25 protein-coding genes are annotated in these 22,029 nt (G+C 59.4%); 2 read left to right on the top strand and 23 right to left on the bottom strand.

Translation table 11 applies throughout. The features are described 5' to 3' along the window. Positions 1-6 precede the first annotated feature (6 nt). From HU755_RS18790 to HU755_RS18685, 22 genes are all read right to left on the bottom strand, one after another. A complete protein-coding gene (locus tag HU755_RS18790; RefSeq protein WP_186635326.1) occupies positions 7-1,503 on the bottom strand; it encodes a phage tail sheath subtilisin-like domain-containing protein in 1,497 nt (498 codons plus the stop codon). Then, positions 1,503-1,685 carry a DUF2635 domain-containing protein gene (locus tag HU755_RS18785; protein ID WP_186550257.1) on the bottom strand — a complete coding sequence of 61 codons (183 nt, stop codon included), beginning with the start codon at positions 1,683-1,685 and terminating at the stop codon, positions 1,503-1,505. Before HU755_RS18785 ends, HU755_RS18790 begins: the two co-directional genes overlap by 1 nt. Further along, entirely contained in the window at positions 1,682-2,266 is a 585-nt protein-coding gene (locus HU755_RS18780) for a hypothetical protein (protein ID WP_186635323.1), read from the bottom strand. Before HU755_RS18780 ends, HU755_RS18785 begins: the two co-directional genes overlap by 4 nt. Before the next feature lie 156 nt (positions 2,267-2,422). Then, complete coding sequence (locus tag HU755_RS18775) at positions 2,423-3,445, bottom strand: phage late control D family protein (protein ID WP_186635320.1); 1,023 nt, start codon at positions 3,443-3,445, stop codon at positions 2,423-2,425. Positions 3,446-3,454: 9 nt separating this feature from the next. Continuing rightward, a complete protein-coding gene (locus HU755_RS18770) occupies positions 3,455-3,667 on the bottom strand; it encodes a tail protein X (RefSeq protein ID WP_186635318.1) in 213 nt (70 codons plus the stop codon). Next, positions 3,660-4,043 (bottom strand): phage tail protein, encoded by a 384-nt coding sequence (locus HU755_RS18765; RefSeq protein WP_186635315.1) that lies wholly within the window; start codon positions 4,041-4,043, stop codon positions 3,660-3,662. Before HU755_RS18765 ends, HU755_RS18770 begins: the two co-directional genes overlap by 8 nt. Then, entirely contained in the window at positions 4,040-6,433 is a 2,394-nt protein-coding gene (locus HU755_RS18760; protein ID WP_186635311.1) for a phage tail tape measure protein, read from the bottom strand. Before HU755_RS18760 ends, HU755_RS18765 begins: the two co-directional genes overlap by 4 nt. A gap of 128 nt (positions 6,434-6,561) precedes the next feature. Beyond that, entirely contained in the window at positions 6,562-7,143 is a 582-nt protein-coding gene (locus tag HU755_RS18755; protein ID WP_186635307.1) for a phage tail assembly protein, read from the bottom strand. 151 nt (positions 7,144-7,294) lie between these two features. Further along, complete coding sequence (locus tag HU755_RS18750; RefSeq protein ID WP_186550242.1) at positions 7,295-7,801, bottom strand: phage major tail tube protein; 507 nt, start codon at positions 7,799-7,801, stop codon at positions 7,295-7,297. After that, complete coding sequence (locus tag HU755_RS18745) at positions 7,801-8,967, bottom strand: phage tail protein (RefSeq protein ID WP_090282035.1); 1,167 nt, start codon at positions 8,965-8,967, stop codon at positions 7,801-7,803. The genes HU755_RS18750 and HU755_RS18745 overlap by 1 nt, the downstream gene beginning before the upstream one ends. Before the next feature lie 2 nt (positions 8,968-8,969). Further along, entirely contained in the window at positions 8,970-9,155 is a 186-nt protein-coding gene (locus HU755_RS18740) for a hypothetical protein (RefSeq protein WP_186620898.1), read from the bottom strand. A 102-nt stretch (positions 9,156-9,257) separates the two neighbouring features. Next, on the bottom strand, positions 9,258-9,701 hold the full coding sequence (locus HU755_RS18735) for a phage tail assembly chaperone (protein ID WP_186635304.1): 444 nt from the start codon (positions 9,699-9,701) through the stop codon (positions 9,258-9,260). Positions 9,702-9,703: 2 nt separating this feature from the next. Next, complete coding sequence (locus tag HU755_RS18730) at positions 9,704-11,242, bottom strand: phage tail protein (RefSeq protein WP_186635300.1); 1,539 nt, start codon at positions 11,240-11,242, stop codon at positions 9,704-9,706. Next, entirely contained in the window at positions 11,243-11,878 is a 636-nt protein-coding gene (locus tag HU755_RS18725) for a phage tail protein I (protein ID WP_186635297.1), read from the bottom strand. It abuts the gene before it with no gap. After that, the gene (locus HU755_RS18720) at positions 11,875-12,870 is read right to left on the bottom strand and encodes a baseplate J/gp47 family protein (protein ID WP_186620906.1); all 996 of its coding nucleotides are present in this window, start codon (positions 12,868-12,870) and stop codon (positions 11,875-11,877) included. The genes HU755_RS18725 and HU755_RS18720 overlap by 4 nt, the downstream gene beginning before the upstream one ends. Continuing rightward, positions 12,867-13,199 carry a phage baseplate protein gene (locus HU755_RS18715; RefSeq protein WP_186620908.1) on the bottom strand — a complete coding sequence of 111 codons (333 nt, stop codon included), beginning with the start codon at positions 13,197-13,199 and terminating at the stop codon, positions 12,867-12,869. Before HU755_RS18715 ends, HU755_RS18720 begins: the two co-directional genes overlap by 4 nt. A 14-nt stretch (positions 13,200-13,213) precedes the next feature. Further along, positions 13,214-13,822, bottom strand: a complete 609-nt coding sequence (locus HU755_RS18710) for a phage baseplate assembly protein V (RefSeq protein ID WP_186635294.1) — start codon at positions 13,820-13,822, stop codon at positions 13,214-13,216. Positions 13,823-13,825: 3 nt separating this feature from the next. Further along, positions 13,826-14,347, bottom strand: a complete 522-nt coding sequence (locus HU755_RS18705) for a hypothetical protein (RefSeq protein WP_186635291.1) — start codon at positions 14,345-14,347, stop codon at positions 13,826-13,828. A gap of 74 nt (positions 14,348-14,421) precedes the next feature. Next, the gene (locus HU755_RS18700; protein WP_186620914.1) at positions 14,422-14,760 is read right to left on the bottom strand and encodes a phage holin family protein; all 339 of its coding nucleotides are present in this window, start codon (positions 14,758-14,760) and stop codon (positions 14,422-14,424) included. Positions 14,761-14,865: 105 nt separating this feature from the next. Next, positions 14,866-15,438, bottom strand: a complete 573-nt coding sequence (locus HU755_RS18695) for a DUF642 domain-containing protein (protein ID WP_186635288.1) — start codon at positions 15,436-15,438, stop codon at positions 14,866-14,868. A gap of 103 nt (positions 15,439-15,541) precedes the next feature. Further along, positions 15,542-15,946, bottom strand: a complete 405-nt coding sequence (locus tag HU755_RS18690) for a tail fiber assembly protein (protein WP_186635284.1) — start codon at positions 15,944-15,946, stop codon at positions 15,542-15,544. 518 nt (positions 15,947-16,464) lie between these two features. Further along, a complete protein-coding gene (locus tag HU755_RS18685) occupies positions 16,465-17,199 on the bottom strand; it encodes an XRE family transcriptional regulator (RefSeq protein WP_186550220.1) in 735 nt (244 codons plus the stop codon). Between the two features lie 211 nt (positions 17,200-17,410). Between HU755_RS18685 and mutS the strand changes: the two genes are divergently transcribed. Next, positions 17,411-19,993 (top strand): DNA mismatch repair protein MutS, encoded by a 2,583-nt coding sequence (mutS, locus tag HU755_RS18680; protein ID WP_186635281.1) that lies wholly within the window; start codon positions 17,411-17,413, stop codon positions 19,991-19,993. Positions 19,994-20,156: 163 nt separating this feature from the next. Next, entirely contained in the window at positions 20,157-20,480 is a 324-nt protein-coding gene (gene fdxA / locus HU755_RS18675) for a ferredoxin FdxA (RefSeq protein WP_186635278.1), read from the top strand. Positions 20,481-21,014: 534 nt separating this feature from the next. On the opposite strand, the gene rpoS is transcribed toward fdxA, so the two are convergent. Beyond that, positions 21,015-22,022, bottom strand: a complete 1,008-nt coding sequence (rpoS, locus tag HU755_RS18670) for an RNA polymerase sigma factor RpoS (RefSeq protein ID WP_186620923.1) — start codon at positions 22,020-22,022, stop codon at positions 21,015-21,017. Between the last annotated feature and the right edge of the window lie 7 nt (positions 22,023-22,029).

Below are 22,029 nucleotides of genomic sequence, written 5' to 3'. Positions count from 1 at the left end.
GCCTTATCAGGCGGCGTCGTCGTACTGCAGACGGAATTGGTTGAGCAGTGCGAACACGCGCAGACCGTTGATGTAATCCGGCGGGAACAGCACGTTCACGCGGCTCGGGTCCTGCACGTCGCGCTCGACGATCAGGTGCTCGGCGAACAGCTCGGCGTTCTCGACGTGGCCTTCCAGTTCGAGCTTGGCGTACTGCGCGATCAGCTCACCGCGAATGGTCGCCGGCGTGACGATCGGTTGACCGGCGCCGAAACGGGTGCCGTCAGAAGCCAGCTTGTGCCGGCCGTATTTGCTGGTGATCACGCTTTGCAGACGACGCACGATGAACGCCGACTGGTGCATGGTTTCGCTGTCCAGATACGAGTTGTCGGCCTGGCCGTAAGCGTTCTTCTGGTACGTGGTGATCGAACGCTGAATGCGCACGTAACCGCCTTCGTAGTACGCGGTGGCAATGCCGTAGTTGAGCAGCGACTGACGCTCGGTCAGGGTGAAGCGCTCGCTGGCCGGTGCCGGATCGACGCCCGGCAGGCTGCCGCTTTGGGTCGGACGGCTGGCATCGGCGGAGATGAACACCGCAGTGCGCGCCGCCAGTGCGGCGGCCTGGACCCAGAACGGTTGCGGCACGCCCGGCTCCAGCGCCTGAATGGTCATGTGTTGGTCGTTGCGTGCTTGCCCGGCGGCAACCAGCGTGCCGACGGTGCCGCGCTTGGCACTGTAGACGTGACCGAACAATTGCTTGGCCCACGACCAGCGACCGGTGCTGTCGTCCATGACCGCTTGCCAGGTGTTCAGGGTTGCCAGGTCAGACCACGGCAAAGCGATGAATTCGAACGGCTCATCGCCCAGTGCCGCAACGGCGGCCATCTGATCCGGCACGCCGGCGCCGCCGGTCATGGCGGTGATCGCGGTGGTCAGGCCAGCCGGGGTGTCTTCGCCGTTGCTCTTGCCCAGGCGATTGAATTGCAGGCTGATGTCGTTGCCGCTGTCGCCAGTCCATTTGGCCGTCAGCGTGACCACACCTTCAGCAGCGGCAGCGCTGACCGGCAGGTCGGCGGTGGCGTTGATTTTCTGCGCCAGTGCAGTGGCCGCTTGTGCAGCGGTGGCACCGTTAACCACGGTGGCCTGCACACGCACGCCGCCAACATACAGATTGAGCACGCCGGCCTGAGTCGCAGTGCCGGTCAGGGTCAGCACACCCTTGGCGATCGCCCCTTCGCTGTTATGCAGCGGCAGGCACCAGATTTCGCCGATCGGGTCGGCCTTGCGGAAGGTCTCGTACATCGATGCGAGCATCGAGCCTTGGCCGCCGATGCTTTTCGCCAGCGCCACGCTGGACACCAGCACCAGTTTGCCGACTTCGCTCGGGGCGATGTTGTCGTTGACCTGGGCGACGATCAGACGGCGCATGGCCGAGGTCGCGCTATTGGCGGCCGAGTTGTCCATCTCGGCATAGAACAGCGGAACACGAATGTCCGCGGGGATGTTGCTGAATCCGATCGCCATTATTTGGCTCCCTGTGGTTTAGCCGCTTTCGCGGTTTTAATGGTGATATCGCCGTCGGCCAGACGCCGGCGCCACCAGGCGCTGTCCAGCACTTCACGGCCCTCGGCAGGCAGCAGATCGCCCGCCTCCGGGTCAGGCACAACACGGCCGGCGGCCGGCAGTACGGTGATGCGGTTGCTCATGGGGTTACGTCTCCAGAGAAAGTCATTTCCACCCGTCCATCAGGGCCCGGGCGTTTCAGGTTGGGGTCGGCCGGATCGATCGCATCGACCCGCACCGTGGCCCCGGTAAAGGACGACAAACCGTCCAGTTCGCGTTCATGCCAACTCTCCGCAGGCTGGCTCGGCAGATTGCGGCCGAGCTGGAACTCGGCATAAAAGCGCAGCCGGTAGAAGACGCGGCTGCTGTTGATCGACACCAGCTCACCGCCGTCATAAACGATGGCGCTGTAGTCGGAATCCGCTTTGAACCCCACCAGTGCGCGCCACAGCTCGGCGCGCAGCTCGTGCAACAGATCCAGCGCTTTTGTCGCGTCGGTTGCGTCAAGCACGAGGACGATTTCAAAGCGCTCGCGGATCGGTTGGGTGATGAGGTTTTGAGCGGCACTGCCACTGGCCAGGTCGGCCAGTGGCAGCACATGGGCCGAGGGTGTCGGCAGATCCGGGTTGCCTTGCAGCAACGCCAGATCGACACCCACCGAAATATGATTGGCAAGCCCAGGGCATTGCCCACGCAATTGCGTGAGGATCGGGGTGATCTTCATGGGGTGTTCCGGAATAAGAGAAATTACAGAGGACGCAGCAGCCCCTGTGGGAGCGAGCCTGCTCGCGAAAGCGGTAGATCAGTCACATCGATGCTGAAGCTGCCGCCCCTTTCGCGAGCAGGCTCGCTCCCACAGAAATCTGCATTCGGTTCAGGATTACTGTTCAGCCTTCGAATCCAGGCACGAAGCATCAATCAAACAGCAATAGCTGCTCTCGCGATTGCCGCTGGCGGTGACCTTGTCGATCGACCAGCGCCCACGCATGAAGTCCGGCCAGGTGTCATCGAGCAATATCAGGCCTTCGGCTGCCAGTCGCGGATCGCCCGGACAGGTGATTTTCACCTTGTACTTCTGGCGCAGCATCTTGCGCACTTCGCCCTCACCGACCGCGATGGCATCGGCTTCGCTGGGCTGCTTCTGGCGCAAGATCTTGAACGGCGCAATTCCCGTTTCGACCCAGCGCAACAACCCGGCCGCCGCATCCCAGAAACACGTCTTGCAACCCTTGGCCTGCTCACGGGCAGACTCTTCCAAAGTGGCGCTGATGAACGCCGCGTCGCCGGGCCGATTGTTGTGGGTGACCGACAAACGCACGTCGGGCAGCACTTGCCCCGACAGCGATTTGGTCTGGCCCGGACGCGCCAGCACATAGACGTCGCCGTAGGGTTTGGCGACCACGTTGTACTTCTTTGCCAGGCGCGTCAGAAAGCCCATGTCGGTCTCGTTGGACTGGTCGACGTGGGCGATCCTGATCAACGAAACTTCCGGTGCGACACGCGGCGAAAAGCCGTGCCGCTCGACCAGTCCACGAAACAGTCCACCCAGTGTGGTCGGCCCATGACTGGAAGTGCGCCGTTCTTTGAAGCCGGTCTCGTCTGCGGCGCTGAACGGCGCCGCAGTGGCGACCAGGGTCAGGCGAAACGGAAACAGTGTCGGCGTCAGGCGCGTCACTTTGAACAGGCCCTTATCGACCATTGCGCTTTCCCGATAGCCAACTTGCAGGCCGATTTTCCCGCCCAGACTCGGCAACCCTTCAAGCCCTTCCAGATCAATGGTCAGCGTCAGTTGATCGGACTCGAAACCGGCGGCGTCGATGTGCTCCCAACTGATCAGACGCTGATTGATCAACGCTGAGTTGTCCCCGTAAATGTTGACCGCCGGTGTAAATCCCAGTGCCATGCCACCTCCTTAATCCCAGGCCGATGCCGCTTTGATCACGGCGGGTTTCACATCCAGTTCCGGCAGCACGACCCAGACGCCCGCAGGCAGAATCGGTCCGTATTCGGCAAGGGTCGGGTTGAGCTTCCACAGTGCGTCTTCGGCGGCATCATCGCTGCGCCCGGTTTCCCGGTAGAGCAACAGATTCACCGAATCACCGGCCACGCTTCGTACCTTACGCATTGTTGAACTCCGCCAGTTCGACGACCCAATCGACCACCATTGCCGTGCCGTCATCGATGATCTGGCTCTGGGTTTCCGAAATATTGCTGATTCGCCACAAGCCCCAGTTGCGCCCGATACCATCGATCAGCGGCAACGGCACGCGCAGTGCCTGCAAGGCGCGCAATTCATCGAGCCGGTCCATGGCCACGGCGTACATCGATTTGCCGGTGATGGTCAGTGTTTGCGGTTTTTGTCCGGTCTGACTGGACTTGGGTTTGCTGGTGAGGATCTGGATTTCGGTCCAACCGCCGTCCGATTTGCGCGCAAACGAGTGATACGCAAAGCCGCGCGACAGGCCGAAGATGAAACTGCCCAGTACCATTTGTTGTTTCATGTGGCGGCTCCATCGGTGAGGGCTGCGTCGCGGCGGGTGGCAAGGAGGTTGGACGGCATGATCTGGCCCAATTGCCCCATCGTTGTTTGCACCACCAGATTGGCGAGTGCCTGGGCGCTGGCCAGATCCTGGCCACTGATATTGATGGTAGAATTGAAGGTGACAGGCTGATTGGCGGTTTCGCTGGCAGGTGACAACGGATTCCCCGTCAGCTCTTTACTGACCTGCTCGGGAGAGCCCAGCCGGTCGACTTGCGTTCCCAGCTTGTCGCCCAGTGATTCGCCTATCGCACCACCTGCCATGCTTCCCAGCCAGCCACCAATTGCTGTCCCCACGCCTGGCAGGATCAAAGTGCCCAGCGCTGCACCGACGGCGGCGCCAGCCGACGATCCGGCCAACGATGCACCCGAGGAAACCACTGCGCGGGTATCGCCCTGCATGACGCCGTTCACCAACTCATAACCAGCACTGAGCAAGCGCAGAGGTGGCGCTCTTTTGGCGAGCAATGAACCAGCCTTGGCATACGACCCGGACAACGGAGCCGCAACTGGCGGACGCAAACCCGATGAGCCGCTGAATGACATCAGGCCGCCGGGCATCGATCCGCTGCCAGGCAGCAAGGGAGACGCGACTTCAGGCGCACGGGTGAGGTCATTGCCGCGCGTGGCAGCGGCTCGGCCACGGCCCTTGCGTCCAGTCCGCGGCTTTGTACCTGCTACACGAGACCCCTGGCCTGCAGACTTTTCCTTGGTTGGAGAGCCCTTTTGCGACTCATCATTCGATCCGTCAGCCGGTTCGGCCTTGGGCAAATCGGCAATCCATTTGCCAAGGCCTGCTGGTAGCCTGGCCGCCGCACTCTTGAGCACCATGCCACTGAAGTTATCGGCAGCTTTTGCCAGCAAGAGTGCAACAATTGCGCTAAGCCCAGCCGCTGCCGCCGCCAGAACCGAAGCCGTTTTGGGGTTGGCTTCGGCCACCTCGGCCACACCATTAATCTTATCGGTGATGAAGTCCATGCTCGCGCCGGCATTCGGCGCCACGGCTATCGCCAAACGATTGAGACTGGCGTTCAAGGCGTTCCCACTCGATTGAGTGGTGTCCTGCGCCTCACTTGCCGAGCGTTGCACCGAACCTTTGTATTGCGGCTCGAGGCTGTGGGTCGGCCCTTGAAGAGGCAACGGTGAAGGTGCCGCCTGCGTGTCGCCCGACACGTTCATCAGCGACCGCACGCCTTCCCTGCCATAGGACAGCGACTTCAGCAGTGCTGACTGGCTATCGACAGGTTTTGTGGCGGTGATCATCGAAAATGCCTTTTCGACCTCCTCCGGTTTTTCCAGCAGTTTGCGCACGCCCTCATCACCGTTGAACAAGGTTTTGAGCAACGCTGATTGCTGACTGGCCGGTTTTTTCTTCAGCGCTTGCAGCGCCGTGGCCAGGGCTTGCGGCACGTCGTCAGTGAGGGTGTCTGGCTGCAATCCAAGTGACTTCCAGGCAGCTCGCTCGGCGGCGGATCCCTTGGCGCCTTTGGCCAGCGCTGCACTGAGGGTGTTGACCGAGTTGCCGGCGGCGTTCTTATCCGCATCGGCATTGAGCAACGCTGCCGCAAGGGCCGCCAGTTGCTCGGGAGCAATGCCTGCCGTGATGCCGGCCTCACCGGAGTTTTGCAGCACCGAGCCGATATCGGCCGCCGTGGCTTTGAGGGAGTTTTTGCCCAGATGACTGGTCGCGTCAGCCAGATTGCGGCTTCGCTCGCGGTCCAGTTTCAGCGAGGTGCGCCAGGCCGCCAGCATCTCTCCTGCGTCTTTGAGCCCAATCCCGAAGGCCGTCGCGTTGACTGCCGCGTCACGACCGAAGTCCAGCAGTGCCTGTTGTTTCGCATCACCGGTGAGATTGGCCGCCACACCGGATCTTGCTGCGGCATATTCGACGTTTGCCAGATCGACAACAGTGGCCCCACTGGCCGCTACCGATTTTTCAGCGGCCAACCCGAGATTGGACTGCTCCATGTCCTTGAGGTCGCTACCAATACCCGGGATTTGCCGCAGTTGCGCCATGGCCGATTGCAGCGCCGCGGAAGACTGGAGAAAACCGGGAAGCGGCCGTTGCTCCATCTCTGCCTTTGGCTTGGAAGTCGGTTCGCTCGCGGCCGCGGATGCCGGTGCACTGTACTTTGAAAGCGACTGCTGTGCGGCCAGCACCTCCCGAAGCTTGATCTGCTCCTTGATCAGCAGCCGGATGTCTTGACCCACATTCACGATTGCCAGTTTCAACTCTGCCAGCGGTTTGGCGAGCGTTTCGCTTGCCGGTTGCCCACTGTCCAGGCCCGTGTCGATGAACCCGGTGCTGCCATTGATATCGGTCAGCCTGAGCGCATATTGACTCTCTGCCATGCCGCTCTACTCCTGTTTCGCGCCAAGGCGAGTGATCGCTATGTCGTAGCGGCGCAACGCCTTTTCGGCGTCCCATTCCAGAATCTCCGCTTCACTTACCGGGTAAATGAGCGGGACGATATCGAGGATTACTTCGATGTCGCGTTCCGAAAGTAGGCCGCCGGCTGGTTTAAAAAATCGTCGATGCGCACCTGCAACTGCGTCCAGTCGGGGACGGTCAACTGGGCCAGATCAGGGATCATCAGGCCGGTGCAATGGGCGGTGATGAACTCGGCGCGTTCCTTGGCCGTTTTCAGTTTCTTCATCACTTTGGTGGCGCGCAGTGCGGGCATTTCCAGGCTCAGCGAGCTCACGGTGTGGCCCGTCACGGCGAGCGGCTGCAGCAGTTGGACCTGGTCGGGGTCGGCGGACTTTTCGGCGTCTTCGATCTGCTCGAGAAAGTACGAACTCGGCCGGGTCGACATCTCGTGGACGTACTGGGCGATGCTCACGTAGTCCGGACGTTTGAGTTGATCGAGTTCCTTGGCCGAGAGGCCGGTGGCGAGCAGCGCCAGTTCAAAAAACTGATCTTCTTCATCGTCGCCGGCGCGCTCCAGTGCGTCCTTTTGTGCAGCGTAGAGCAGCGGTTTGAGCTGGATCGTTTCGATCTGCGAACCGTCGTCGCCGGTGATCGGCGACAGCAGTTCGTGTTTGGGTGGCATCCACGACATGAATGAATTCCTTGGTGATTCGTTTAGATCCACTGTGGGAGCGAGCCTGCTCGCGAAGGCTTTGGCACATTCGATAGTGATGTGACTGAACGCCCGCTTTCGCGAGCAGGCTCGCTCCCACAGGGTTATGTGATTGCCTGTAAACCGATGATTACGGCATCAACACCGCACGCCGTGCATCACCGAGGATGTCGACGCCGTTGAGCACGAACTTCTGCGTGCGCACGTCGATGTCGATCACCGGCACGCCGTTTTCCAGGCGGTTGTAGGTGCGGCAGGACAGCTCAAGCGTGGTGATGGCTTTGCCGCCCATTTTCACGGCGTCTTCAGCCAGCGATTTCAGCTTGCCGCCAACGGTGTGGTAGGTGAACCAGGTGTTGCCGTCCTGATCCTGACCGGCTTCACGCACGTTCAGCAGGATGTCGTCGCCCAGCTTCACGCCCAGCGCGAGCATGACTTCGGCGCCCATGCCTTGCAGCTTGAGTGTGGCGCCCAAAGCTTTGGCGCTCTTGGCCATTTCTTCGATGATGAAACGGCCACCCGTCATGTTCTCCATCTCGAATTCGATTTTCGGCGGAGTAAATTCCTCAACGGTCGCCGACAACGGCAGGCCTTGCAGGGTGGCCGCGATGGCCTGTCTTACGCGGTTGGTAAACATTAGAGAACGTCCTCCAGGAACTGCTCGATGATTTCATCGCGGGCGTTGAGTTGATAAACCATGTGTTCGTTCGGCGCGTAGCGGCCGTAGTCGATGACCACGTACCAGGTGCCGTTCTTGTATTTCTCGACGCTGTTGAGTTCCGGGTGCAGATACACGCTGCCGCCAGGGATGGTTTCGTCGGCGACCAGGGTTTGCAGCCAGTCGTTGATGCGCTTGACCTCCTGATCCATGAACGACTTGGTCAGGTTCTTGGCCATGGCTTTCTGACCAGCCTTCACCAACTTGCGGCTGATCGCATCTTCGAGGCCGACGTAGCTGATGAACTTGCCGGTGATCGAGCGGTTACCCAGCAGCGAGAAGCCGCCAAGCACGGTGCGGGCGTAGTAGCTGACGCCGTAGCGGTTGAGCAGATCGCCTTCGGTGGAGGTGTCGAGGATGTTGTATTCGACGACCCGCGAAACATCTTCGGCGAAGGTCACCTGGTTGCCCGGGCTTTCCCATTGCTTGACCTTGGCCAGCGCGGCAATCGCCAGACTGGACGGTGCAAGGAAGACATTTTTCTTCGCCGCTTTCGAGTACACCGCTGGCATGTTGTGCACCACCAGGCAACGGTCGAAACCAAGCTCGGCGCCACCGAGTTCCTGGCTGTACAGAACCTGATCGGCCACCGAAACGTCCTTACCATCCAGCACCACACGGGCCTTGATGCGCTTGCCGAACGAGGCGAATTCACCGGCCACCGCTTTGCTGCCGGTAAAGCCCGGCGCGCCGATGATGGTCAAGTCTTCCGGGACGCTGCCCAGCGCAGCCAGACCGAGCTTGCGACCGGTCGCCGGCTCGACGCCGCCAATCACCGCATTGACGGTGTCAGCCGGAGTCGCGCCTGCTTCGACGATGACCACGTACACCGGCACCTTGACCACTTTGAGGATCTGGTACACCGCGTGGTACAGCGTGCCCTCCTCCGCCCCGCTCGGATCGAGCAGCGCGTGGGTGGTAAAGCTGTTGATGCGAAACGGCGCGTTGCGTGGAATCAGCGGATCGGCGTTCGGCGCGGTGCCGACCAGACCGATGACGTTGTCACCCAGGCCACCCATGGCCTCGGGGGATTCGGTGGCATTGACGGTAATGCCGTTGTGCTCGAAGTTAAGAACCTCAGCCATGTTCAGTCAGCCTTCTTGGCAGCGGCCTTTTTGGCCTGGGTGATGGGGGTTTTCAGTGCAAGTCGACCAGCGCTGTGCAAGGCGCTGGCCTCGACGTCGAGCAGATCAAGTTCTTGACCGACGCTCGACCAGTGCCCACGGCCTGTGGGGAACGGGACGAGGACGGTGTAGGTTTGGCGGGTTGCCATTTTTTCGTTTCTCCATAAACGGGAAAGCCCCTCGGAAGGGAGGGGCTTTGGCGGGTGTCAAATAGTATTAACGCGCAAGAAGATGCCCGGAGTCGTGGGCGATCAGCGGATCGAATCGACCAACCAGACTGGTGCTTGAGGTCGATGTTCAGTCGAGGGAAAATCGTCATCTTGCGGCCAATCGCGCAGCTGTCGACGATAACTTTGCAAATCTGAATACTGTGCAGTGGTAAGCGTTGTCACAGTGCTGCTCTCTTGTTCATCTCGATGCCGTGCGACCAAGCCGTCAGAGACCGATAGTTGAGCGTTTCGCCAATTGATTTCGTTCGCCGCCAACGCTTCTTTTTCAACAGGCGCGGGTGCAAGCAGAACAGGCTGCCCGCCCGGCCCCGCACCGATTCGTTTTGGTGTTTTCGCCAACGCCTCCAGCAACGACTCCCAGTCGCGCACGGAAACGACAACGACATCATCAGGAATGTCGGCTTCGTGGACGCTTGGGAGATAGGCACCGCATGTACTGGGGCTGAAATAAATAATGTCGGTCATGCTCAGATTCCTATAGCTCGCCAGTAGATTGCCCAGCCGGCCAGAGTCGTATTGCTTCCGTTTTGAATACGAAGCGTGCATCCCGACTTCTCATCTGAGCCGTATACGAGGCAGCTCATCAGCGCCAATGTACCTGTATGAGTGCAGTTAATAGCGCGCATCCCGTTGGGGAAAGCGAGTGGATATGTGATGTAAACGTTGCCTGACGCATCGGTCATGCCTTGTCCCCACTGCTCAATAGCCCCACCCGGATGTTTCATATATCCAGTCACTGCCCCGTTGGTTGAAAACAGCGGCGAGTATTTCAGTAAGGCGTCTCCGTCTTCAAAACTCCAACCGCCTCCCAGTAACAATCGACGGAATACAGCGCGCGATCCGGCCGGTATAACAAAGGGCCCGACTGCTCCAAGCTGGGTACCAATGGATTCCAGATTTTTTGCCCGAATCCTCACACCAGCAGTGCTATTTATCGTGATGAGTGCGCCAGCGGGCACGCTTTCCCAGCCAGGAAGTGTTGCGGTCAAATTGGGTTCAGTGAAAATCGATAGTTTCCCAACGTCGGCAACCGTCAGTTCCGTGTTCACCGCGTAATTGGTCTGTCCCGCATAACTGCCTAATGCTCGCTGAACAAATTTCGTGGTTGCTACCGAATCATCGTCACTGAATAAATTCACCGTTGGCGCTTTGGGAGTTCCAGAAAAATTAGGTGAATTCAGTGGCGCAAAACCGAAAGTAACGTTTTGGAAAACCAAAGATGTACTGCCAAGCGAAATGGTCTCATCGGTAATGAGCTGCCACACCGTGTCAGCCTGGGATTTGCCTTGCTCAACAAAAACGTTCAGGCCAGAGGTGACCTTCAGGTTCGAGTCGGCATCCTTTGTCCGAATCCAAGCTTCATTGGCAGCAACATACAATCCATTGTCTTTTGGCAGTGCCTGGTTCTTCACCAGTACACGGTCACCTGCGACGACCGCGACGCCATCAATAGTTTGCGCGGACGCCAGAACAATGTTTGTTGTAGTGGCCACTCGTACGGATTGTTTGCCATCAATTTTGGCAAGCTCCTCGGCGACAAAATCCGTCACCCACGCTCGAGTCGCTTTCACCACCGAGTCATCAATCAACAACGTCACCAGCGACGCATTGCTCGTCTCGAAAATCGAGCGAATGTAGAACTCTTTACCCGAACCGGAACTGGCCAGAACCGGTTTGAACGACTCCGGATATTTGACGATGGCGTAAAGAATCCCGGTATCAGTCCAAAGCCCCGCCTCTCGCACATACCAGCCACCGACATCCGGCGGAATGGTGACTTCGGCGAGCAGCCAGCTCGGATTCTTCTCATCCTGGAACAGTGCATTGAGCGGTCCGCGCCAGACTTCGCGTTTCAGCGCGGTGGCGGTTGCGGCCGGGTTGTAGACCCCGCCCTCGCCGCCGTCTCCGACGGAAATCTGTGTCAGCTTGATCGGCACGCCCGCGGCCTTGCACGCCGTTTCGTAGGCAATCCCTGCGTTGGTGAGCAGGGTGTAGTAGTCAGCCATTCAGGCCCCCTGAGGATAAATAGTGGATGTTTCGACGGTGTACAGCGCCGCCGCCATGAACGCTTCACCTGAGGCTTCAAGCCCTTCGATGAACACCGGATAAACCGTGGTCAGTTCGCCGCAGAACGTCGCGGCAGCGATGACGTGATTGCCGAACGCGCTAAGGCCGACCGAGACCGACAGCACGTCCCGTTCGCTTTTCGCATCGGCCAGGCGTCGGTCGAGACGGGCGTCGATGGCTTCGCTGTAGGGTTGTTCAGTGAAGGCGCGCACCGAAAAGCTGTAGGGCGCGCCGGGCGTTGTCTGTTCGTACCAGGCGCGGATTTCCGGGCGCAGTTGCAAACCCTTAGCGGCGTTTTCCAGTGCCTTACGAGTACCGGCCTGGCGCGCGGTGGGCCAGGCCAGTTCGACGGTCAGACGTTTTTCCGCTTCCGGCGCATCGCTGCTCCATTCGGCGACACCACGATCGGCGGCCAGATACGGTAGAAAAGCGACCGGCGTTTCACTGGGGTTCATCAGTTCGGGGAATGGCGGTGCGATGCGGTCAAGCAAGGCGCCGAATCCCAGATCCAGAGCGCGCTCGAGTGGCGAGCTGTTGGCCGGCAACAAGGTTGGCCGCTGAGTTTTTTCGCTCATAGCGTCAGCACCTCGACTTCGACCGCTGTGCAGTACGGTGCCTGAAAGGCATTGGTGATGATCGGCGCCAGCGGTTCGATAATCTGCAGTTGCACGGCGCCGGCGCTGTGCAGCGTGTAGTCGATCCAGCTCGGATCGACCCGGCCTTCGAGGCGATGGCAACTGTCGGCGTAGGCCTGCAATTGCGCTTGCGCAGCGACTTGCGTCAGGCCCGAATCGGGACCCGAATTGATCTTCGCAACGACGCGGATTTTGTAGCGCTGAATGTCAGCGGCCTTGACGGTGACGAGGTCGGTCTCAGGGCGCACGTCGGGTCGAGCGAAGTGTTGGCGCACGCCCTCCAGCAGTGCTTCGGAAGGTGTGCCATCGCCTTCGCGGGCAAGCACTGTGACCTGCACTTCGCCCGGCGCCGTGCGGCGCCCGTTGCCATCCTTGACCTGCGCAGCGAGGCCGTCCGGGTTGAAGGTATAGGTGACATTCACCACACCGGCATCGCTGGACTCAACCTTCACCGTTGGCCGCTCACCGAGGGTGAACACCTCGCGGCGATATTGCATACGCGAGCCGGCGGCCGGCGCATGGGGTGCCAGGTAATAACGCAGACGGGCGTCGTCGTCGCTTTCATAAATGGCGGGTACCGGCGGGAAGGCTGCCGGGTCGCCGGGATCGAGTAATTGTCGCTCCAGGCCCATGTCCGCCAGCCGTGCATCCAGATTGCTGCCGGTCGCCCACCACGCCAGCATCTGCTTGATGCGCGCGTTGTATTTGCGTTCGTGGGTTTGCAGGCGCACACAGAATGCTTCCAGCGCCAGGGTCAGCAGCTCGCTCTCGTTTTCCAGGCTGGCGTTGAGTTTCGCAGCGCTGGCCGGCGAGCGTGCACCGACGTATTCAACGACGAAAGCCTTGAACTCGGCGAGCAAGTCCTCGAACGCATCAACCGTGATCAGCGCGGGTTCGGCCAGTTGGTTCTGACCGGGGATCAACATGCTCATGTCACGACCTCGAAGGTTTGTTGACGGTTTTTCCAAGTGCCGGCGAAACGCAGCAGCAGGCCAGCGCCCTGACGAGTGGCGACAATCACTTGCGGCTGAAAATCATCGATACCGTTTTGCGGGTTGTAGAACGCTTGCGCGGCATGGCTCTGCGCCAGAAGCAGAACGTCGTCACCGAGGTTCTGCCCCAGCAGTGTGGGGATCAGCGAGCCATACAAAGGCCGTTTTTGCCGGGTACCCAGCGGTGTGGTCAGGGCTCGGGTCGCGCGCTGCACAAACTGCAGCCAGTCGTCGACCGTGGCCCCGCTGTCTCTATCGATTCCAATCATGAAAGGCTCACAAATCAGGGGCTTATGACGCGGCCCTGGTGATCGACCAGCGGGCCGCTGAAGTGCACGCCCGAGGCGTCGATGGTCAGGCCGACGGCGCCCAGTTGCAGGCTGATCAGTTGTGGCGTCAGCGCCAGTCGCGCCGGGCCGAGGCTCAGCTCCAGCGCTTGGCGCGAACCACTGAACGCGGCCGGGCCGTTGAGCCAGTGCAGGGTGTGCGCGGCGTCGTCGTAACCGCTTTCGCTGCCATCCTGATGGACCCGACGGGTCAGCGTCGGCACTGTGGCGGCGGGTGGAAAGCGGTCACTGTTCAAGCCAAACAACGCCACGCTCTGCGCACCGCTTTCGCCGCTGCCGTAGTTGAACAGCAGGCATTGCTCGCCCACCGACGGAATCCGCGACTCGCTTTGTGCACCAGCACTGGGATTGAAAAACTTGATCGCCGGCGTGAGCAAACCGCTGTGGCTGACCTGGCAGGTGTTGCTGGCCGCGTCGACGGTCTGACAGATACCGATGCGGCAGAAGCTCTCGGCGCGGCGGTGCAGGTCTTCGATTTCCGCTTCCATTTCCGCCAGGCGCTCGATGATCGGACCGAGCTGCATGCGCAGTAATGCGTCGAACATGGCTCAGGCCTCCAGCGCGGTGTATTGGTCGGGGTCATCAATGTCGCTGACTTCCCAAGTGCGGGCGAATTTCGGGATGCCGAGCGGGTCGTCGAGCAGGGTCGGGCCGAGGTAGAGCGTTTGGGTGAACGTCAGGGTCCAGGCTTTCCAGGATTGATCGCCGCGCATAAGAAGCGATGGCAGACCATCGAGAGCCACCGGCACATCGCATTGGTCACCGGGCAAGCCCCAGCGGTTGTCGGTGATCAGATTTTTCAGCACGGCGATCAGATCGCAGGCGGCAAAAGCGCTGGCGGCGGTCGCCGGAATGACCTGCACTGAGACCGTCATGACATGGGCGATACGCCCGTCAGCGGCACGTGCTCCCGGTGCGTTGCGGTCGAAATCAATCAATGCCCAGGCTTGCGCACCGGCACCCATGAAATCTTCGGGATGACCGACCTGAACAGAGAGGCCAGCCGTGTTACGCAAGGTTGTCGCCATCGCGTTGTACAGCTGCGAAGGCTGCTGGATCGGTGCGGCCATGCAGGACCTCCTTTTTTTAAGGTGCACACGAGATCCCGCCGCGTTTAATGCAGCGAGACGTGGAGGTGAGAGAGTTACTGGGGATCGCGCGGTGGAACGTCGCAGACGCCGATGCGCTTGGCGGCCCAGCGTTCATATAGGCCGATGGCTACATCGGCACCGGCCATCGCTGTCAGACAGCCGAACGCGCCGGCGGCCCAGATCGACAAGCCGGCGGCATACAGCAGCATGATCGCCGAGACGCCGCAAATCATGCAGGCGCCGGAGCGCAGGGCCAGACGCCGCAGCAGTGACCAGCCGCGGGCGCCCTCCTTGTCGGCGCGCCACATTTCGCCGGACACCCCGCCGATCACGGCAAGGAGGATGACCAGCCAGATCGGCATGTCTGCCAACGCTTGTTGCTCGTTTGTCATGTCACGCCTCCTGGATGTGATGATGTAAGCAGGATGGGGAATGCCACCGCACAGGTGCCACCGTCATGTTCCGAGAGGTCACCGAAACGACTCGATGTTCGAAGCTCAAAGCCTCTCGACAATGACATTGTCAATAAAGGCGAAGTTGGCATTCGGGTTTTGTTCATTGGAAAATGCCAGTGTGGTCTGCGTGGTGGTTGCGGTGAAATCGTAGGTGATGGTGGCCCACTCCACGGCAACACCTTTCGCTGTCGGCGTATTGAAGGTCGCTGTTTGACCGGCCACTTTTACCTGGACGACGCCATCCCCGGCACGACTGGCAAACCGAGAGTTGCCCGCGCTGAAGGTCAACCGATATTTAGCGCCTACGGTGGTTGCAAAGTTTTGCTGGATCCCGCCGCCATTGCCGTAAACGTAGTTGGCGAGATCAACAATCATGACGCCATCTGCTGCAACAGAGCCGCCGATCGCGTTGGGCATATTGAAGTATTCGGCCCCCGACAAAAAGGTAGTCCAGCCTGTAATTGCATCGGCTTTTGCCGGAGTGTCCAGAATGCAGCCGGCACCGCAGGTTGACTGTTCGAAACTGCCGTTCACAAGCAGATTGGCTGCCAGTGCGTTGGTACTGCCAAGCAGTGCAAAGGTAGCGAGAAGCGCAGCGATTTTCTTGTTCAACATTTGTTTTTCATCCGTGATCAGGTTTGGAAAAGTGTATTGGGTCGTCTGGCTCAGAGAGCCAGGCTGAGCGATGGGTCTGCTTTTTCACGGCAGACTGGATGCGTCAGTAAGGAGCAACCGGCCACATGATGTTTGTTGGGTAACCCGACTGCTTATCGACGTCGCTCAGCGCAATGCAGTACTGCTTGTGAGCCAGCAATCGGGCTTGCTCTTCTGCGCTGGCCACGGCCAGATCAACCTTGAACTGCAATGAGTTCATCAACAGCCAGTGGGCGGCGACATTCAGAAGTTGCCATTTTTGTTGTTCGGCTTCGTTTCGCAGCTCTTCATCGGTGGGTGCCGAGAAGGTCCAGATGCCGTTGAACGTCGCCCCCCAGCCCACCCGCATATCCGTGCTACCGGTGACGTCAACCCAGATCGATGTTGGCGAAGCCGGAGCTTCGGGCATGACTTCACTTTCTTTCAGTTGGACGACTCTGTTGTATTCAACCAATGCATAGAGATTCATGGGCATTCCTTGTTATGAGGTTCTTTTCAATATGGATGTCGCGTTTGATCCGGCAGGCATTCCAAAAAGCCCGGCGCTTGCACGCCGGGCTTTTCAGTAATGCGCTCCTTCGCCTTCCTTCAAATCCTGTGTTCAAGAAGGAAGCTGACTTTTCGGCGCTACTGGCGCGGTACGAGTCTATTCAAATTGTTTTTCCGACCGCGGTCCCTGCCCGCCGGATAACTGCTTCTGGTGCTTTACGCTGCACACCCGGGTCAGTTGCCAACCCTCTGAACCGTTGAGGCCGGTTCATCGCTGCCTGTTCTTGTGGAACTAAAGAGCTTGTCTTGCCAGCCGCTTTGTCGAGCGGCTTGGTGGCAAGAATATGCATGGATGCATATACAGTCAATGCGTAAATGCATTTATTTATACGAAATAAATGCGCTGGCGCATGAAGGCCGCGTTGGGCAAGGGTTGGAGGGTTTTGTGCAGGCGAAAAAAAACCTGCCGGGCGGCAGGTTTCAGTTGAATCGCCAAGGTTAGCGGGCGTACATGCCCCACCAGAAGACGTGACCGAGGATCACAATCTGTTCTTCCTGGATTTCCTGGAAGCTGTAGTCCTCATCCGGATGCTCATCCCGATTGAAGCTGCGCAGACGAATGCCGGTGGGCAGACGGTAGAGCTGCTTCACGCGCAGTTGGCCGTTGTGATTGATCGCGTAAAGATCACCATCGATGATGTCGCCGATCCCGCATTTACCCGCATTTACGCCGACCGTGGCGCCATCGCGCAACACCGGCAACATGCTGTTGCCGCGCACCGTCACGCATTTGGCCTGGTCGAACTGCACGCCGTTATGGCGCAGGCTGCGCTTGCCGAAGCGCAGGCTAGAGCGTTCGCTCTCTTCGATAACGAATCTTCCTGATCCAGCAGCCAATTCAACCTCACGTAGAAAGGGCACCGACACCTCGTCATCATCGACAGGGGTATCGTCGTCCCACAGGCTTATGTCCTTGAGTTCTGCATGCATGTCATCGCGCGCGCCAGCCGCCGACTGAGCGACGTCTGCGCGCCCGCGCAACTGATCGGTGCTTACATTGAAGTATTCGGCGATCTTCGAAATATGTTTATCCGAAGGATCGACGATCTTCCCGCTGAGAATTCGCGAGAGCGTGGATTGCGGCACGCCGGTACGACGGTGAAGCTCCGTGGGGGAGATCCCGTGTTGATCGAGCAGTGCTCTTAATACGGAGGATACGTTGCGTTTTTGCATAACGCGCATAGTGCTTGAAGTTTTTGCGGAAGACAAATGCTGATTTGCATAAAAGATGCATAAATCATCATTTTCAAGCAGAAAGCTGTCACCCGACCGTCATGCCTGCGTCCCGCCGACTGCCCATGGTAACCTTGCCTCCATCACGGAAAAGCCCGGCCGTTGCCCTTGCTTTTGCCCTACATCTTTTAACGAGTTGCCTGACAATCCGATGAATAAAGCCGTCTCTGACCTGTCCTCCCACACTCCGATGATGCAGCAATACTGGCGCCTGAAGAACCAGCACCCGGATCAGCTGATGTTCTACCGCATGGGCGACTTCTACGAGATCTTCTACGAAGACGCAAAGAAGGCGGCCAAATTGCTCGACATCACCCTGACCGCGCGCGGGCAGTCGGCGGGTCAGGCGATTCCGATGTGTGGGATTCCTTACCACGCAGCGGAAGGTTACCTGGCGAAACTGGTCAAGCTCGGCGAGTCGGTGGTGATTTGTGAGCAAGTCGGCGACCCGGCCACCAGCAAGGGTCCGGTGGAACGTCAGGTGGTGCGGATCATTACGCCGGGCACGGTCAGCGATGAAGCGCTGCTCGACGAGCGTCGCGACAACCTGATCGCGGCGGTGCTTGGCGACGAGCGCCTGTTCGGCCTGGCGGTGCTGGACATCACCAGCGGCAACTTCAGCGTGCTTGAGATCAAGGGCTGGGAAAACCTGCTGGCGGAACTGGAGCGGGTCAACCCGGTGGAACTGCTGATTCCCGATGACTGGCCGAAAGACCTGCCGGCGGAAAAACGTCGCGGGGTCCGTCGTCGCGCGCCGTGGGATTTCGAACGTGATTCGGCGTTGAAAAGTCTTTGCCAGCAATTCTCCACCCAGGACCTGAAGGGTTTCGGTTGCGAGAACCTGACCCTGGCCATCGGCGCCGCCGGTTGCCTGTTGGCTTACGCCAAGGAAACCCAGCGCACCGCCCTGCCCCATTTGCGCAGCCTGCGTCACGAACGCCTTGATGACACCGTGGTGCTCGACGGCGCCAGCCGACGCAATCTGGAACTCGACACCAACCTGGCCGGCGGTCGCGACAACACCCTGCAATCGGTGGTGGATCGCTGTCAGACCGCCATGGGTAGCCGCTTGCTGACCCGCTGGCTGAACCGCCCGCTGCGCGATCTCACCGTGCTGCTGGCGCGGCAGAGTTCGATCCGTTGCCTGCTCGACGGCTATCGATTCGAAAAACTGCAGCCGCAGCTCAAGGAAATTGGCGACATCGAGCGAATTCTCGCGCGAATCGGTTTGCGCAATGCGCGCCCCCGGGACCTTGCCCGTTTACGCGATGCCCTCGGCGCCCTGCCTGAGCTGCAAGTAGCAATGGCTGACCTGGAAGCGCCGCACCTGCAATCGCTGGCAACGATCACCAGCACCTACCCGGACCTCGCCGCGCTGCTGGAAAAAGCCATTATCGACAACCCGCCGGCGGTCATCCGCGACGGCGGCGTGTTAAAAACCGGGTACGACAGCGAACTCGACGAACTGCAATCGCTGAGCGAAAACGCCGGCCAGTTCCTGATTGATCTGGAGTCCCGCGAGAAAGCCCGCACCGGTCTGGCGAATCTAAAGGTCGGTTATAACCGTATTCATGGCTACTTCATTGAACTGCCGAGCAAGCAGGCGGAATCGGCACCGGCGGATTACATCCGGCGCCAGACCCTCAAGGGCGCCGAGCGTTTTATCACCCCGGAATTGAAAGAGTTCGAAGACAAAGCGCTGTCGGCCAAGAGCCGGGCGCTGGCGCGCGAGAAAATGCTCTACGAGGCGCTGCTTGAAGACCTGATCAGTCAGCTACCACCGCTGCAGGACACCGCTGGAGCACTGGCCGAACTGGACGTGCTGAGCAACCTCGCCGAACGGGCGCTGAATCTTGACTTGAACTGCCCGCGTTTTGTCAGCGAACCGTGCATGCGCATTACTCAGGGTCGTCACCCGGTGGTCGAGCAAGTGCTGACGACGCCGTTCGTGGCCAACGACCTGAGCCTTGATGACAACACGCGGATGCTGGTGATCACCGGGCCGAACATGGGCGGTAAATCCACTTATATGCGGCAGACCGCACTCATCGTGCTGCTGGCGCACATCGGCAGTTTTGTCCCGGCAGCCAGCTGTGAATTGTCGCTGGTCGACCGCATCTTCACCCGAATCGGCTCCAGTGATGACCTCGCCGGCGGACGCTCGACCTTTATGGTGGAAATGAGCGAAACCGCCAACATCCTGCACAATGCCACCGAGCGCAGCCTGGTGCTGATGGACGAAGTCGGACGCGGCACCAGCACCTTCGACGGTCTTTCGCTGGCGTGGGCGGCGGCTGAGCGCCTGGCGCATCTGCGCGCGTATACGCTGTTCGCCACGCACTACTTTGAACTGACGGTACTGCCGGAGGCCGAACCTCTGGTAGCCAACGTGCATCTCAATGCAACCGAGCACAACGAGCGCATCGTGTTTCTGCATCACGTCCTGCCCGGACCGGCCAGCCAGAGCTATGGCTTGGCGGTGGCACAACTGGCCGGCGTACCCAGCGAAGTCATCGTGCGCGCCCGTGAGCATTTGAGCCGTCTGGAAGACACCGCCCTGCCTCATGAGGCGCCGAAACCGGCCGCCAAAGGCAAACCGTCGACACCGCAGCAAAGCGACATGTTCGCCAGCCTGCCGCACCCGGTACTCGACGAACTGGCAAAAGTGGATCTGGACGACATGACGCCCCGCCGTGCGCTCGAAATGCTCTATGCACTGAAGAACCGGATATAAGCACTAAAGAAGCGGATATAACGCAAACGGCTTCAAGCTGTTAGAATCTCGCGCGGTTTGGGATGCTGCCGGCTAATAGCCTGGCTGGCAGGTATCGCTCCCGAACCTGGCGACCCCAACCGTGAAGGGGCAACGCTGCCGCCGCCTGAGGAGAGAATTAGAAATGACCTTCGTCGTCACCGACAACTGCATCAAGTGCAAGTACACCGACTGCGTAGAAGTCTGTCCGGTGGACTGCTTTTACGAAGGCCCGAACTTCCTGGTGATTCACCCGGATGAGTGCATCGACTGCGCGCTGTGTGAACCAGAGTGCCCTGCCGTGGCGATCTTCTCGGAAGACGAGATTCCGGCCGGCATGGAAAACTTCATTGAGCTCAATGCCGAGCTGGCGGATATCTGGCCCAACATCACCGAACGCAAGGATCCATTGCCGGATTCTGCCGAGTGGGATGGCAAGCCAAACAAGATCGAACAACTCGAACGCTGATCTGACCGCGCTCGAATGAAAAGGCCCCTTGCGGGCCTTTTTGCTTTTTGAAGGTTCTACTTTTCTGCAGACGAAAAAAGGGGCGGTATGACCCGCCCACATTTTTTCCCTATTCCCTGTATTCCTTTTCATCGTCCTGATGAATCGCGTCCTGCGATGTCCGTTCCCTTCATCCTTAAAGGGCGTGTCTGTCCGTCGACACAACTCAGATATTAGAGAGTTCCCCGGCGGGAGCAATCGGCGCTGAGCGCGCGACTGCGGTGTCATCAGCCTTTAACATTAAAAAAATAGCCATTACAATCAATAGGTTAAGCCATACCGACAGCCGCGATAGACGTCTGCCACTGTGTAAAAATAACGAACACTTACGACACAGTAAGCAATGGCTTACAGCAGGAGACTACAAACGCAGAAAGTGCCGACCGCTTGTCCGGTGCCTCGCTCGTGCCGGGTCGGTCTTTTCCTCAACGCAAAAACAAAAAGCCCCGACTGGTCGAACCAGGCGGGGCTTTTCGCGGGCGGTCGCTCAAGTGCTTATTGGAACAGCGACTCGCTCGACAGGCCATTCTTCTCGAGAATTTCGCGAAGACGCTTGAGGCCTTCTACCTGGATCTGCCGGACCCGTTCCCGGGTCAGGCCAATCTCCAGGCCTACATCCTCCAGCGTGCTGCTTTCATGACCGCGCAGGCCGAAGCGGCGTATCACCACCTCGCGCTGTTTGTCGGTCAGCTCGGACAGCCACTGATCGATGCTCTGGGACAGATCGTCGTCCTGCAGCAGTTCGCAGGGATCGGTCGGACGATCGTCGGTGAGGGTGTCCAGCAGGGTTTTATCCGAATCCGGACCCAGCGAGACGTCGACCGAAGAAACCCGTTCGTTCAGGCCGAGCATACGCTTGACCTCGCCTACCGGTTTTTCCAGCAGGTTGGCGATTTCTTCGGGTGAAGGTTCGTGGTCGAGCTTTTGTGTCAGCTCCCGTGCGGCCCGCAGGTACACGTTGAGCTCCTTGACCACATGGATCGGCAACCGGATGGTCCGGGTCTGATTCATGATGGCGCGCTCGATGGTCTGACGAATCCACCAGGTCGCGTAGGTCGAGAAGCGGAAACCGCGCTCGGGATCGAACTTTTCCACCGCGCGGATCAGTCCGAGGTTGCCCTCTTCGATCAGATCCAGCAACGACAGCCCCCGATTGACGTAACGCCGGGCGATTTTGACCACCAGCCGCAGGTTACTTTCAATCATGCGCTTGCGCCCGGCCGGATCGCCACTTTGCGACAAGCGCGCAAAATGAACTTCTTCCTCCGGGGAGAGCAGTGGGGAAAAGCCGATTTCGTTGAGATACAACTGCGTGGCATCAAGTGCACGCGTGTAGTCGATATACTTGTGTTGTTTAAGTGAAGCGGAGTGTTTGGATCTGGAACGAACGGAAGGTGGAGCAGCCCCTTCATCATTCAACATCGAATCCGAATCGATGCCGGTCTCCATAAGGAGAACCTCATCGTCGATGTCAAACTCCGGCACTTCTTTACTGAGAGCCATTGTTATA

The organism is Pseudomonas sp. SWRI111, from assembly GCF_014268555.1.
GTDB classification, from domain to species: domain Bacteria; phylum Pseudomonadota; class Gammaproteobacteria; order Pseudomonadales; family Pseudomonadaceae; genus Aquipseudomonas; species Aquipseudomonas hamedanensis.
Note: the sequence above shows the minus strand (reverse complement) of the source record. Positions and strands in the feature narration are given on the sequence as shown.

Excerpts from the sequence above, each read along its gene's own strand:
- HU755_RS18790 (WP_186635326.1), bottom strand. The coding sequence starts at position 1,503 with ATGGCGATCGGATTCAGCAACATCCCCGCGGACATTCGTGTTCCGCTG.
- HU755_RS18785 (WP_186550257.1), bottom strand. The coding sequence starts at position 1,685 with ATGAGCAACCGCATCACCGTACTGCCGGCCGCCGGCCGTGTTGTGCCT.
- HU755_RS18780 (WP_186635323.1), bottom strand. The coding sequence starts at position 2,266 with ATGAAGATCACCCCGATCCTCACGCAATTGCGTGGGCAATGCCCTGGG.
- HU755_RS18775 (WP_186635320.1), bottom strand. The coding sequence starts at position 3,445 with ATGGCACTGGGATTTACACCGGCGGTCAACATTTACGGGGACAACTCA.
- HU755_RS18770 (WP_186635318.1), bottom strand. The coding sequence starts at position 3,667 with ATGCGTAAGGTACGAAGCGTGGCCGGTGATTCGGTGAATCTGTTGCTC.
- HU755_RS18765 (WP_186635315.1), bottom strand. The coding sequence starts at position 4,043 with ATGAAACAACAAATGGTACTGGGCAGTTTCATCTTCGGCCTGTCGCGC.
- HU755_RS18760 (WP_186635311.1), bottom strand. The coding sequence starts at position 6,433 with ATGGCAGAGAGTCAATATGCGCTCAGGCTGACCGATATCAATGGCAGC.
- HU755_RS18755 (WP_186635307.1), bottom strand. The coding sequence starts at position 7,143 with ATGTCGTGGATGCCACCCAAACACGAACTGCTGTCGCCGATCACCGGC.
- HU755_RS18750 (WP_186550242.1), bottom strand. The coding sequence starts at position 7,801 with ATGTTTACCAACCGCGTAAGACAGGCCATCGCGGCCACCCTGCAAGGC.
- HU755_RS18745 (WP_090282035.1), bottom strand. The coding sequence starts at position 8,967 with ATGGCTGAGGTTCTTAACTTCGAGCACAACGGCATTACCGTCAATGCC.
- HU755_RS18740 (WP_186620898.1), bottom strand. The coding sequence starts at position 9,155 with ATGGCAACCCGCCAAACCTACACCGTCCTCGTCCCGTTCCCCACAGGC.
- HU755_RS18735 (WP_186635304.1), bottom strand. The coding sequence starts at position 9,701 with ATGACCGACATTATTTATTTCAGCCCCAGTACATGCGGTGCCTATCTC.
- HU755_RS18730 (WP_186635300.1), bottom strand. The coding sequence starts at position 11,242 with ATGGCTGACTACTACACCCTGCTCACCAACGCAGGGATTGCCTACGAA.
- HU755_RS18725 (WP_186635297.1), bottom strand. The coding sequence starts at position 11,878 with ATGAGCGAAAAAACTCAGCGGCCAACCTTGTTGCCGGCCAACAGCTCG.
- HU755_RS18720 (WP_186620906.1), bottom strand. The coding sequence starts at position 12,870 with ATGAGCATGTTGATCCCCGGTCAGAACCAACTGGCCGAACCCGCGCTG.
- HU755_RS18715 (WP_186620908.1), bottom strand. The coding sequence starts at position 13,199 with ATGATTGGAATCGATAGAGACAGCGGGGCCACGGTCGACGACTGGCTG.
- HU755_RS18710 (WP_186635294.1), bottom strand. The coding sequence starts at position 13,822 with ATGTTCGACGCATTACTGCGCATGCAGCTCGGTCCGATCATCGAGCGC.
- HU755_RS18705 (WP_186635291.1), bottom strand. The coding sequence starts at position 14,347 with ATGGCCGCACCGATCCAGCAGCCTTCGCAGCTGTACAACGCGATGGCG.
- HU755_RS18700 (WP_186620914.1), bottom strand. The coding sequence starts at position 14,760 with ATGACAAACGAGCAACAAGCGTTGGCAGACATGCCGATCTGGCTGGTC.
- HU755_RS18695 (WP_186635288.1), bottom strand. The coding sequence starts at position 15,438 with ATGTTGAACAAGAAAATCGCTGCGCTTCTCGCTACCTTTGCACTGCTT.
- HU755_RS18690 (WP_186635284.1), bottom strand. The coding sequence starts at position 15,946 with ATGAATCTCTATGCATTGGTTGAATACAACAGAGTCGTCCAACTGAAA.
- HU755_RS18685 (WP_186550220.1), bottom strand. The coding sequence starts at position 17,199 with ATGCAAAAACGCAACGTATCCTCCGTATTAAGAGCACTGCTCGATCAA.
- mutS (WP_186635281.1), top strand. The coding sequence starts at position 17,411 with ATGAATAAAGCCGTCTCTGACCTGTCCTCCCACACTCCGATGATGCAG.
- fdxA (WP_186635278.1), top strand. The coding sequence starts at position 20,157 with ATGACCTTCGTCGTCACCGACAACTGCATCAAGTGCAAGTACACCGAC.
- rpoS (WP_186620923.1), bottom strand. The coding sequence starts at position 22,022 with ATGGCTCTCAGTAAAGAAGTGCCGGAGTTTGACATCGACGATGAGGTT.